Below are 13,698 nucleotides of genomic sequence, written 5' to 3'. Positions count from 1 at the left end.
AGCGCGGCCATACCATCATTGGCGCAATCGCTGTCGTGGCCGGGGCGGTGTGAAGCAATTCTGGACTGCGGCGCTGTCAGAATCTCGCAGCGTTCTTTTTGTGACATTCGGTTCCTCTCGATCGTTCCTCTCGAAGCCTGCGCGTACCCTGGACGAGGCAAGCCAATGCAGGATCGGACCGCATCCCCGAAGCAATTTGCGGGCGCTCTGCCGGAGCTCAACATCAACAGCCGCGACCTTCGCATTGATGCCTGCCGCGGCATCGCGCTCTGGTGCATCTTTCTTGATCATGTCCCCAATAACATTGGAAGCTGGCTGACGCCACGGAACTACGGCTTCAGCGATGCCGCGGAAGTGTTCATGTTCGTCTCGGGAGTTACCTGCGCGCTGGCCTACGGCAAAGTACGGAGTTGCGAGGGGTGGACCAGCGTGATCCGCCGGACCCTGCGGCGAAGTTGGGACATCTATGTCGCATTTCTGCTGCTGACGCTCGCCTGCGCCATCTTGGTTCACCTCGCAGGCGGGGACCGTCTTGCTGATGAGAGCAATACGCGCATTCTGTTGGACCAGCCGGGCTCGGCGCTCGCCCACGCAGCGATCCTGCAATACCGTCCGGTCAATACCGACGTATTGCCGATCTTCGTGCTTCTCCACCTCTTTTTCGCGCCGTTGCTGTGGTTGCTGCTCCGAATGCCGAACGTGACGCTTGGCGCCTCGCTGGCGCTTTATGCGCTGGTGCAAATGTTCGGCTGGTCCATGCCGGCGTGGCCGAGCGGCCATTGGGCTTTCAATCCACTGGCCTGGCAGCTATTGGCGGTTCTTGGTGCGTGGATGATAATCGAGGGCGAAAGAGTGCGCCCCTGGCTCACGTCTCGCACGGTGCTCGTGCCTGCCGCGCTCTATCTGATCTTCAGCCTCGTCATCGCATTGAGCTGGAGAATCAAGCCGTTGGAAGCGTTCATCCCGCAGGGGCTGAGCAAATTGGCTTACCCGCCAGACAAATCCAATCTCGATCCGTTGCGTCTATTGCATTTCTTGGCTCTAGCGGTTGTGGCGGTATGGTTCGTGCCGTCCAATCGGCAAGCATTGACGACAGCGGTGATGCGCGGCGCCATCCTCTGTGGCAGGCACTCGTTGCCAATCTTCTGTCTCGGCGTCCTGCTGACGCTCGCTAGCCTCCTGGCGCTGCTCGACATATCGGAAGGGCTTGCGATGCAGATCACGCTCAGCGTTGGCGGGATCCTCATGATGATCGTGGCAGCGACGCTGCTGAACTTGGTCAAGATCACGCCCAGGCTGCAGCCGACTGTTGCTCTGGCTGCGGGCGTGGGCGTCCAGCCGGACGCCTGGGGCACCGTTGGCTGGCGCCCCTTGGAGGCGTTTCGCCGAGGACTGCGCGAGCTCGGATGGGCCGGCGGCCGGAATCCCGTCATCAATTGCGGGTTCGCGGATAGGCAATCCCACCCGGTGTACCAGGTGTTCGGCCTCGCAGACGGATTAGTACGGCCGAAGGCGGATGTCATCGCGGCGTCGCCGAAGCCTGCAGCAATGGCGGCCAGGAATGCAACCGCGACCATTCCAGCCGCGGAATATGGCTATTGACACATCGGCACGGAAAAGTTCCGGCAGACCTCGAGCCGCTCTGAGAGAGAGCAAGAAGTCCGCTTTTGTTATAGGCATGTCCAAGTCCGGGAGGTGAAGGATCGCGTTTCTTCGCAGCGTGAGGCGGAATGTCTCAGCAACGGAAATCGTACGGTTCAGTCGCCATTCAGGCTGGAACGGCTATTCAGCCTCTCTTTCAGAGGTTTCGGGAGAAGTCCGCCGGAGAGATCGATCTTGGTGATCTCGGCGCGGACGTCTTCGCCGTAAAGTATCGATTCCGATCGGTGCATGCCGTTGCCGCATTCGACCTAAACGAGCCTGATTAGAGTGCTGAGCTGCCGATGAACCAAAGCAAGTTGCCATACCTTGTGATCTCCGCCGCGATTATCGTCGTGCTTGTGGGCTGGTATGGTTGGCTTCTGGCGTTGCAAGCAAGCCAGCGCCAAATGTGGGTCTTTTGAGCGTCAATCGGCCAGCGTCGAGATCGACGTCGGTGCATGCCAACTTCTGCTTCGCCGACCTGATCGGATGTCGGTGCCACACGTTCCCGCCTCGCAGGAGCCGAAGGAAAAATATCTTCGGCCCGTGGGAATGAGGTGCGAGCGATGCCTGGTAGCGGCGGCGGGCAGCGCCACACAGGCCTGAGCGGTCTCATGAGGTAAAGCAGCCTACAAGGCAAGCCGGCCCACGCCATCCTTGATCAGCCGCGGTGCCCCCGTCATCTTGCGCCATCGCGTGCATTCCGATGTTTATTCGTCGGCGCTTGTGGGGCAGCCGTGATGCTGCTGTTCGCATTCGCGGAGGCCAGCCCGTCCGCGCGTGCGCTCAACGCTCCCAGCTGATCGGACAGAAGCTTGTGCTCACCTCCTTCTGACGCCAGCTTTCGGCGAAGGCCGTCTACTTGCTCGCTAATCTTCCGCTGATCGGACTGCACCTCTTGAACGGTCTGCTGAAGTGTGGTGAGCGCCTGCTTAACCTCTTGGGCATCGAAGTCCTGGTGCGCGGCAGCCATCGTCTGGAGTGCTTCGACCTTTCGCTGCGTCCAAAAGAACCCACCAATAGCAAGGACGGCGACCAGCGCCAGTACGATCCAAGGGAGCGCCTGTCGGCTAGCAACGACAGAGTCTGACGTCGGAGGCATGACAATTCCTTGAGACCGGCGGTTCAAGCCAACGCCACCAACCTGACTTAGTTTCAGCGGGCGTGATCGCTCAAAACGTTCGCACCGGATTTGCTTGAGGCTTCGCGAGATCAGGATGAACCTCTCGATGAGTGGACGCCTGTAGTAGGCTCAGAGAGCCCGGAAGCGTCGAATGCAAAGACGTCAACCTGATTCACGGACGACTATAAGCGCTCCCAGGTTGGACAGGCGCTATCGCGCGGTCGATCGATCGGACCGCAAGGACGGGTCTGGCGACTCGGTGCTAAGACGCTGGGTCTCTCGACGGGAGATGGCGGCGTGGCGCCCACGCAGGCGACGTCGATGCGGCGGACCAGCAGTCTCTGAGCGCTCCTGGCCCAGACGAGCGTTCGCGAACCGTGTCCCATCTTAAAATTGTAACCGGAGAGTAAGACTACATTTCGTTTTACGAGACTGCAGGAGACGTGGGCGAGAAAATTGGGTGCTATGTTGCCTGCTTGGCGCGAACACATTCCCTGATCATCAACGGAATTTCCCTGTTCCGAATCTAATGCATCGCGCTGCAAACACACGATTCCAGCGCTCATTTCGCCATTTCATGCCCGGTCGCGTCCCTGCGGCAGATACTTTTCCCTGCAAAATTCCCTGTAACCAGGGAATTGAAGTTAACGGCCCGTCCGCAAGGTCAGGGTCGGTGGCATGGGAGGAGGCAGCGCCTGTGACTCCTCGGCTGGCCGAGGCTCGGCGTCGTTGACACCCTTGGTTAACCCCAGATCCGACCCCTGCCACTGTTTTTTCCTGGCCTAGCCCATTTGGGGGAGGCGCACCCAAAGGGGGATGGCATATCGCTTTCCGCGACCATCCATTGCACGGCGGCGTTCTTGCGCCCGTGTCGGACAAGGTGCCGGCAGGTCGTTAAGCACCGAAATGGCGTCAAACTCGTTGGGAGACAATGTCGTGGGCTTGGACGACTTCTCGTTCTTCGAGCTCGAGATTCGCAAACGTTCGCGGAGCTGGGAGTGGACCATAGGCTCCCGCGACCGGAAAGCCATCATGCGAGGAAGAGCGAGGAAACGCGTGGTGGCGAGGTATGAGGCGACCAGCGCGTTGTTTATCTTGCTGATGAACGTGTCCGTGGCGGCTCGGAGCCGAAAATGAAAGTGGAGCGCGAACCACTAAGGCCGCACCCTTCAGCTGAAGGGCCGAAAACGTCGAGGTTCTTTCGCGCTCAGGCGAAATTTGGGACCGCCGGCGAGCACAAACCAAATGCTCACCCCAACTGCGAAACCAGCGTGACCAGCTCCGACTGGCGGTGCGCTCCTGTCTTCGAGAAGATCGACTTGAGATGGTTGCGGGCGGTTTCGCGGGAGATGCGCAGGTGTTCGGCGGCGCTGGCGAGCGATGCGCCGGTTGCCAGCAGCGCGGTCAGTCGGGATTCCGCCGGGGTGAGATCGAAGGCCTGGCCAATCAGTACTGGATCCGGCGCCACGCGCGGGACGAGGTTGGACAGGATCAGCATGGCGCGCGCGCCGAGGAAGACCGAGCGCGCCGCGCCGTCCACCGGCAATGTGCGCAAGACCACCGGTGGCTTTGTCGTCCGGCGGATAAGGATTGGAGAGGCGGGGATGGCGGCGGCGTCGGGGGTCGATCGGATCATGCTGATCAGCTGATCGAGTTTCGTCATCGCCTGCTTGTCGCGGAGAACGAGACGCCGGTCCCTGATGCGAATCTCATCGTCGAATCCACGGTCTGCGACCGCGTTCGTGCGCAGGACCATTCCGTCCCGATTGAGGACCAATGCCGGTTGTCGAACCCGGTCGAGGACGTCGGTCATCGAGGTCAGCGCGGCCCGTCCAATCGCTGTCGCGAGCGTGGCGGTCTCGGTCAGGCGGGGCGCCAATTGGGCAAGCAGTTGCTTGTCGCGCGCCTCGAATGCGCCTTCGCGGCCGGTGCGTTGGATCGTCAATGCCCACGCTGCGCTGTCAGCCCAGAAGCCGATGCCGGCAAACCACCGGTATCCGAATGGAAACAGCACCTCGTTGTACATGGGATCGGCGCGGATCTGCTCCGGGGTCATCACATCGAGGTCGGTCACGACTTCACCAGCCATCATGCGCGGAAAGCCCTTGGCGCGCGGGTCCCTCAATTGCCAGTTGTTCCTGAAGTAAAAGTCGGTCGCTTCGGCGATCGATTCCGTGCGTGGAACGTCCGGGGTCCTGATATCGCTCTGAAGGAGCAGGGCTGCTGACGCTCCGACCGCCTTGCAGATGTCATCCATGACGGCGCGCCATGCTTCCGGATTCACGGCGGCCTCGCCAAGTCGATTGAGGACCTTCGACAGTTCCTCGCCGTCGATTTGATTGGCCTTCACGAGCGGTCCCCCTCCGCTGAGCTGGTCATCGCTGCAAGCCAACGCGCTTTGCGCTGATTGCCATGTAGACACCCCCTGACATTAGGGGCTTTCCGACGCGTTTCCCTGACCGTGATGCTTCGCGAGCAGGCGGCGCGACGCAAGCCCCCCCCTTGCCTATTTTTCCTGAAAAATGGCGCTCGACCAAAGTCTAGCGGCATGGTCCCGGCGGAGGGAGGGGGGCTAGCTGGGCCCGGATGACCCATTCGGGTCATGCGTCAAAACGTGCCGGCGCTATTCCATGGACGAGGAATAGTCTTCCTTCCGGGAATCGAGATGACGTTGCTCTACACGAGCCAGATGAGTTTCGGTGTTGGCTTTCTCCTCCCGAGGTCGATCCGCGGGGAGATCTGGGTGCGTCAAAGTGTCGCACGTAATCCAGCGCGACGAATCTCAAATCCTGAACTGCTGCTATCAGCGGTGGTAGCTCATCTGCTCGGCAGCCTGGGCGATCTCGTCGGGTCGAGCCTCATGGCAAGGGCGATCGCTTCGTTCCAGCTCTTGTTGTGCTGCAGTCCGGCAGAGCACCGCCCCTCCGGCTTGCTGAAATCGCGCCCGATCGCAGATCGGGGACATGCGCTTTCGCAGCTGCACCGTTTAGTTCACACCCGGCTTAAGGTTAGCAGCTGTGCTGTCTTGACGCAGTCGCGCAACAATGGAAACAATTTGCAATTCTCAGAAAAGTTTTTTCGACGGTCGGAAATTTCGACTTCGAGAATTCAGGCGACGCTAGCAACGGCGCAAGGCGTCGCACAATAACAAGACCACGTCATTTCAAACTCGCGCCGTTGGGCTGACGGCGAACCTGAAAAATCGGGAAGGTTACGGGAGGGGGCTCACCATGAGCGACCGCACGACGTCACGCGTCGCGTCGATATCGCGTTCCGCTTTCGACGATTGAAGATTTCTCCATCCGCACAACGCAAGCCGCTTTCGCGCGCTCGCGAGCAATGACTGTTGCCATATCGAGAAAGATGAATTTCCATGATCATTAACGGCACCAATGCAAACGATCAAATCACCGGCACCGGCTCGGCTGACATCATCAATGCAAGGAATGGCAACGATACCGTCGGCGCCGGGGGAGGCAATGACCTCATTCAGGGCGGCAATGGCAACGACAGCGTAAATGCCGGTGCGGGCAACGACATCATCCTCGGCGGCAACGGCAACGATACGCTGCTCGGTGGGGCGGGCAACGATCTGATCGCCGGCGAAAACGGCGACGATATCATCGATGGCGGCGCCGGCACCGATATCGTCAGCGGCGGCAATGGCAACGACATCCTGATCTATCGCGTTTCGGAGAACGTGGATTCTGTCGATATCTACGACGGCGGCAAGGGCCAGGACTCGCTCCGCCTGGTCGTCACGCAAGAGTTCGCGAACTCGGCTTCGTTCAGGTCCGATCTTGCGGCAATCCAGGCACTTATCGCTCGATATGGCAGCGCAAACTACGCGTTCAGCAGCTTCGATCTGGCCGTCGTCTCGATCGAAAAGGTCGAGGTCGTCATCGAGGGCCCGACCAATCACGCGCCGGTTGCAGTCGCGGATATCGCCTCCCTCAAGGAGGACGTGACGGCCGTTGCCAGCGGCAGTCTGCTCGCAAACGACACGGACGCCGATGCCGGCGACACCCACACCGTGTCGGCCGTGGCGGGAGGCACGGACAACGGCACCACGATCACCGTGGTCGGCACCTATGGAACGCTGGCGGTCACCAAGGCGACCGGCGCCTACACCTACACGCTCAACAATTCCAGCGCGTCCGTGCAAGCGCTCGCCGCAGGCCAGCAGGTGACGGAGCAGTTCACCTACACGAATGCCGACAACCACGGAGGAACGGGCTCGTCGACGCTCACCGTGGCCATCACCGGGAGCAACGACTCGGCCACGATTACGGTGTCCGGGAGCCAGGATATCTCGGTGACCGAGGCCGGGACCGTGGCCGGCGATCCCAGCGCGTCGGGCCAGCTTGCGGTGCACGATGTCGACAATGGCCAAAACCATTTCGCAGCTCCGGCCTCGCTGGCCGGCACCTATGGCAATTTCACATTCAATCCGGCGACCGGCGCCTGGACCTATACGCTAGATCCCGTGAAATCGAATCCGCTCGCCGCAGGACAGCAGGTCACCGACACCCTGACGGTTGCCTCGGCCGACGGTACCGCTACCCGCGATATCGTGGTGAACATCACGGGTACCAACGACGCAGCCGTGATCGGTAATCCCGCCCAGCACGACGTCACCGAGGACGGCGTCCTGACGGCGTCGAGCACGCTGTCAATCAACGATGTCGACCAGAATCAGAATTCATTCCAAACCGCCGTCACCCCCGCGGCCGGCAATCTCGGGGCGCTGACGATCGGCACCAATGGCGCCTACAGCTATTCGGTCGCCAACAATCTCGTGCAATATCTCGGCCAGGGCGAGACCCGCGATGAGGTCTTCACCGTCAGGGCTCTGGACGGCACCACCAAGGACGTGGCGTTCACGATTCACGGCGTCAACGATGCCGCCGATATCGGCGGTCTCACCCAGCACGATGTCACGGAAGATGGTCAGCTCACCGCATCTGGCCAGCTCGCGATCAGCGATGCCGACCAGAATCAGGCGGTGTTTCAGGCGGGCCAGATCACGGCACCCGGGAACCTCGGCACGGTGACGCTGCTGGCCGATGGCCATTACAGCTATTCGGTCGACAACACCGCAATTCAGTATCTCGGCGCCAACGAGGTCAAGACGGAGACCTTCACGGTCAAGGCCGTCGATGGCACGACCAAGAACATCAGCTTTGACATCCATGGCGCGCAGGACGCGCCTCATCTGAGCGTTCAGGACTCATCGGGCGCCGCCGATCAAAACATCACCCTCCATATCGCGGCGAGTAAGATCGACCAAAGCAGCGCCTTGTCGGTGAAGATCGAGGGGGTGCCGTCGAGCTTTACGGTCCAGAATGGCGCGGCGATCGGAGAGGGCACCTGGCTGGTGACGGGCGACTCAATTCAGAACGTCGTCCTGGTTCCGAACCATGCCGTCGGCAGCCCCGATCCGATCACACTGAAAATCACCGCGATTTCCGACGACGGCGTTCATCAGGCGGTGAGCTCGGCCGAGCTCTCGCTGGCCGTGACGCCCGGTGCCAACGAGATCAACGCGCTTGATATCGACGGCTATATCGGCGGCGCAACCGTTTTTGCCGACGCCAACAACAACGGAATACTCGACGCAGGCGAGGCGTTCACGACGACGCGAGCTGACGGCAGTTTTACGTTGGCGGGCGGGTCCGGTCCGCTCGTGAGTATCGGCGGTGTCGACATCTCGACGGGATTGCAGGTCGCCGGCGTGCTCAGGGCGCCGGAGGGATCGACCGTCATCACGCCGCTGACGACGTTGATCGTCGCGCTGGTCGACAGCACGGCAAACGGTGCGACCCCCCTCACCGTGGACCAGGCCATCAGCGCCATTGCGGCCGCTTTCAACGTCGATCTCGCCGCTGATCCCCAAAACCCCATTGACCTGCTGTCGTACGATCCGGTGCCCGCTGCCGTGACCGGCAATGCGACGGCGACGGCAGTGCTTGCCGCGGCCATCCAGGTCCAAAGCACGGTCGCGCAGGTGTCAGCGGTCGGCGTGGAGCCGGACGCGGTCATTACAGCCATTGCAGGCGCGATTACCGCGTCTCAGACCGTTCCCAACGCGCCGACCTTCAATCTGGCGTCTTCCGATACCGTTCTAAGCGTTGTCACGCTCTCCGGCGTCAGCACTGCAGCTGCCGCGACGGTTATCGAGGTCGTTGCTGCCGCGAACGACAGCATTCAATCGGCCACGAACGTCACTGAATTGGCGCAGGCCGGTCAGGTCGCCCAGGGCGAGGCCGCCGACCAATTGGCCGCGACGGACTTCTCCGACCCGGATTCGGTGACTGAGCTCACGACGCTCTACGTCGACAACCTCGACCAGCAGGTCCAGGATGCCGTGCTGACCCCGGTCGGTAACGCCTTGTTCGGCTCGCTTGGCGATGACGTGCTTTCGGGCGGAAACGGCAACGATCTGATCGATGGCCAGGACGGCAACGATCGTCTCAGCGGCGGTGACGGAAACGACATCCTGTTTGGCGGAGCCGGCAAGGACTATCTCAGCGGCGGTTCCGGCGACGATATCCTCGACGGCGGCCCGGGCTTCGACCGCGCCGTCTATACCGACGCAACCGGCGGCGTCACGATCAACCTCGCAATGGGGACGGCGTCCGGCGCAGGCATAGGGACGGACACGCTCGTCAACATCGAAGCGGCTATCGGCAGCGACTTTGCCGATACGTTCAACGGAGCCGGCTTCACCGGCGATGCCCATGTTCCGGGGAGCCCCGTCGGCTACAACGAGTTCGAAGGCAAAGGCGGCGACGACACCATCATCAGCAACACCAACAGCCAGGGGGCGGAGCTGACGCGCGTCTCCTATGTCAGCGCCACTGGGGCGGTGACGGTGGATCTCGCAGCCGGTTATGCGCAGGGTGATGCATCGGTGGGCCACGACACCCTCGTCGGGTCCGGCTTCAACGGCGTATGGGGCTCCGCCTACAACGATACGATTCTGGGTAGCAACAATCCGATGTTCACCGCGGAGGTGTATGCGGGTCTTGCGGGCAACGACTATATCGACGGTCGCGGCGGCTTCGACCGGGTGGACTACAACATCGATCCCAACACCACGACGGGCATTACCGTCAATCTCGCCGCCGGATCTGTGACCGGCGATTCAACCGTCGGGACGGACACGCTGCGCGGGATCGAGGCGATCCGCGGCACCAACTTCGCCGATACCTACAATGCCGCAGGTTTCGGCTCGGGCAGCGTCAACGCCGGCTCGAACGGGACTTTCAATGAGTTCACCGGCAATGGCGGCGACGACACCATTACCGGCAACGGCTTTACCCGGCTCGGTTTCAACAACGCGACGGCCGGAGTCCAGGTCGACCTCGTCACCGGCATTGCCGCCGGCGATTCATCCGTCGGCACCGATCACTTTACCGGCGTCAACGCCGTCCAGGCGTCGATGTTCGACGACACCCTGCTCGGCGGCGCGACCAACGACACCTTCACCGGCCTTGCCGGCAACGATGATATCGACGGCCGCGGCGGCTTCGACGTGGCATCCTACAACAACATCTTCTTCACCACGGGAAGCATCACCGTCAATATGGCGGCCGGTATCGTCACCGGAGATGCGTCGAACGGCACGGATACGCTTCGTTCGATCGAGGGCATTCAGGGCACCAACTTTGCTGACACCTACGACGCCACCGGTTACGGCGTGACCGGGGCCAATGTCGGCAACAACGGCACGTTCAACCAGTTCGAAGGCCTCGGCGGTGACGATGCCATCACCGGCAACGGCAATACGCGCCTCATCTTCGCCAACGCGACCAGCGGGGTGACCATCAACCTCGCGGGCGGCACTGCCACCGGCAACGGCTCGACCGGTCACGATACCTTCACGGGTGTCAACAGCGCGATGGGCGGCAATTTCAACGATGTCTATGACGCAACGGGCTTCACCGGCCCCAACGCGAACTTCAACTCATTCCAGGGGCAGGGTGGCGACGACGTCATCAGCGGCAACGGAAACACGCAGATCCAGTTTGGCAACGCGACTGGCGGTGTGAATGTCAATCTCACTGCAGGCACGGCCGACGGCGACAGCTCGGTCGGCCACGACACCATCACCGGTGCCGTGTTCAACGTTCTGGGGTCGAATTTCAACGACACCATCATCGGCAGCGCCAGCAACGACAGCCTCTCCGGCAGCGTCGGTAACGACACTCTGGATGGTCGCGCCGGCAACGACTTCCTCAGCGGCGGCGCCGGCACGGACACTTTCGTCTACGCGACCGGTGGCGGATTCGACTTCATCCAGGACTTCGTCCATGGCCAGGACAAGATCGATCTGACCGGTGTGTACGGCATCTTCAGCCTTGCCGATCTGCAATCGCATGCGGCGCAGATCGGCCCCAATACCGTCGTCACGTTCAATTCGGGCGAGGGCCTCACGCTTCAGAACGTCAATCTGAGCAGTCTGACGGCGAGCGATTTCCTGTTCGGCACGCCGGCGGCGCCGATCGTCGGCGACGACAACCCGAACGATCTCGTCGGAACCGCGAATGCCGAATCCATCAGCGGCCTCGGCGGCAACGACCGTCTCCAGGGCCTCGGCGGCAGCGATTTCCTGGATGGCGGTCTGGGCTTCGACCGCGCCATCTACACGGATGCGACGGGCGGCATCGCCGTAAACCTCGCGGCCGGCACCGCCTCGGGACCCGGCGTCGGGACGGACACGCTCGTCAACATCGAGGGCATCCTCGGCAGCAACTATGCCGACACGTTCAATGCGGCCGGGTTTACCGGCTCGACCAGTCTACCTGGCGTCGCCGCCGGTCAGAGCGAGTTCGAGGGGCGCGGCGGCGACGACATCGTCGTCGGCGATCTCAACGCCCTGGGGCAGGCGGTCACGCGACTGTCCTATCTGGGAGCAACCAGCGCGGTCACGATCGATATCGGGGCGGGGACCGCGGATGGCGACGCCTCCGTCGGCCACGACACCTTCTCCAACGTCTCGACGGTCTGGGGTTCTGCCTCCAACGACACGTTCTACGGCAGCGACAATGCCGCCTTCACCTACGAGACTTATGAGGGGCGCGGCGGCGACGACTATATCGATGGCCGCGGCGGCTACGACCAGGTCACCTACAATTCGGACACGACGACCACGTCGGGTATCTATGTTCACCTGGCCGCGGGCATTGTGAACGGCGACGCGACGGTCGGCACGGATACGATTCGCAACGTCGAGGCCGCCCGCGGCACCAATTTCGACGATACGTTCGATGCGACCGGGTTTGGCCAGATCGGCGCGACCAATGTTGGCTCCTCCGGCACCTTCAACGACTTCGCCGGCGCCGGCGGCGACGACACCATCATCGGCAACGGCTCCACCCGTCTGAACTACCAGATCGCGGCCTCGAGCGTCAGCGTCGACCTCGAGACCAGCGTCATCGGGACGACCAATGCAGTCACGGTGGCCGGCAGCGCCACGGGCGCGACCGAAGGCACCGACAGCTTCACCGGCGTCAACGCGGTACAGGGCTCGACGTTCTCCGACACGCTGCTGGGCAGCAGCTTCAACAACAACTTCACCGGTCTCGGCGGCGACGACTACATCGACGGCCGCGGCGGCTTCGACGTTGCCATCTACAACAGCCTCAGCACGGTCACGAGCGGTGTGAACGTCGACATGGCCGCGGGCACGGCAACCGGCGACGCTTCGATCGGCACGGATACGCTGCGCTCGATCGAGGGCATTCAGGGCACCGGCTATGCCGACACCTATGTGGCGACGGGCTTCAACGCCGCCAGCGCCAATGCCGGCTCGTTCGGCAATTTCAACCAGTTCGAAGGCCTCGGCGGCGATGACCAGATCACCGGCAACAGCAGTACACGGCTGCTCTTCACGAATGCCACCGGCGGCGTCACCGTCAGCCTGAACGCCGGCTCGGCAACGGGTGACGTATCGGTCGGGCATGACAGCTTCACGGGCGTCAACAGCGTCTATGGCAGCAATTTCGCCGACGCGTACGACGCGACCGGCTTCGTCGGCTTCAATTCCTTCCAGGGTCTTGCCGGCAACGACCTCATCACCGGCAACGGCAGCACGCAGCTGCTGTTCGCCAACGCAACCGGCGGCGTTGTTGTCGATCTTGCCGGCGGCACCGTCAGTGGGGATGCCTCGGTCGGGCATGACACCATCACCGGTGGCGTGAACGGCGTGTCCGGATCGGGCTTCAACGATACGCTGAAGGGAGGCAGCGGTGCCGACAATCTGCTCGGCAACGCCGGTGCCGACACGTTCGTGTATGTGAGCGGCGGCGGCGCCGATTTCATCGGCGACTTCTCGCACGGGCAAGCTGACAAGATCGACCTTTCGGGCGCGGGCATCTACAACCTCGCCGACGTCCAGGCGATCGCCTCGCAGCAGGGGTCGAACACGTTCATCAATTTCGGCAATGGCGACAGCCTGACGCTGCAGAACGTGACTTTGTCGAACCTCACGGCTGCCGACTTCATCTTCGCCCCGGGCGTTCACCTGATCGGCGACGCCAATCCGAACACGCTGGTCGGCACGGTCTATGCCGACAGCCTGAGTGGCCTCGGCGGCAACGACGTCCTGCAAGGCCTTGGCGGCAACGATCTGCTGGACGGCGGCCAGGGCTTCGATCGCACCGATTACGGCGATACGACCGGCGGCATCACCGCCAATCTCGCGGGAGGCTCGGTCAGCGGAGCGGGCGTCGGAACGGACCTGCTGACGAATGTCGAGGGCATCCTCGGCAGCAACTATGCCGACACGTTCAATGCGGCCGGGTTTACCGGCTCGACCGGTCTACCTGGCGTCGCCGCCGGTCAGAGCGAGTTCGAGGGGCGCGGCGGCGACGACATCGTCGTCGGCGATCTCAACGCCCTGGGGCAGGCGGTCACGCGACTGTCCTATC

Annotated in this window: 5 protein-coding genes; 4 read left to right on the top strand and 1 reads right to left on the bottom strand. The window is 62.2% G+C overall.

Translation table 11 applies throughout. From position 1 onward, the window contains the following. Positions 1-165: 165 nt before the first annotated feature. Both opgC and MOV74_RS02225 read left to right on the top strand, forming a co-directional pair. Positions 166-1,602: an OpgC domain-containing protein gene (gene opgC, locus MOV74_RS02230; protein WP_246917319.1), complete on the top strand. Its 1,437-nt coding sequence runs from the start codon at positions 166-168 to the stop codon at positions 1,600-1,602. A gap of 937 nt (positions 1,603-2,539) precedes the next feature. Then, positions 2,540-2,731 carry a hypothetical protein gene (locus tag MOV74_RS02225; RefSeq protein WP_246917315.1) on the top strand — a complete coding sequence of 64 codons (192 nt, stop codon included), beginning with the start codon at positions 2,540-2,542 and terminating at the stop codon, positions 2,729-2,731. Between the two features lie 1,282 nt (positions 2,732-4,013). Here the strand turns inward: MOV74_RS02225 and MOV74_RS02220 are convergent. Continuing rightward, positions 4,014-5,114, bottom strand: coding sequence for a helix-turn-helix transcriptional regulator (locus MOV74_RS02220; protein ID WP_246917312.1), 1,101 nt, complete (start codon positions 5,112-5,114; stop codon positions 4,014-4,016). A gap of 315 nt (positions 5,115-5,429) precedes the next feature. Here MOV74_RS02220 and MOV74_RS02215 point away from each other — a divergent pair, with 315 nt between their 5' ends. Both MOV74_RS02215 and MOV74_RS02210 read left to right on the top strand, forming a co-directional pair. Beyond that, positions 5,430-5,912, top strand: a complete 483-nt coding sequence (locus tag MOV74_RS02215) for a hypothetical protein (protein WP_246917309.1) — start codon at positions 5,430-5,432, stop codon at positions 5,910-5,912. A gap of 225 nt (positions 5,913-6,137) precedes the next feature. Continuing rightward, the coding region (locus MOV74_RS02210) for an S-layer family protein (RefSeq protein WP_246917306.1) at positions 6,138-13,698 on the top strand (7,561 nt) is incomplete at its 3' end.

Source organism: Bradyrhizobium sp. SHOUNA76, from assembly GCF_023006445.1.
Classification (GTDB): Bacteria; Pseudomonadota; Alphaproteobacteria; order Rhizobiales; family Xanthobacteraceae; genus Bradyrhizobium.
The sequence above is the reverse complement of the archived record's forward strand: the minus strand, read 5'-3'. Positions and strand labels throughout refer to the sequence as shown.

Excerpts from the sequence above, each read along its gene's own strand:
- opgC (WP_246917319.1), top strand. The coding sequence starts at position 166 with ATGCAGGATCGGACCGCATCCCCGAAGCAATTTGCGGGCGCTCTGCCG.
- MOV74_RS02215 (WP_246917309.1), top strand. The coding sequence starts at position 5,430 with ATGACGTTGCTCTACACGAGCCAGATGAGTTTCGGTGTTGGCTTTCTC.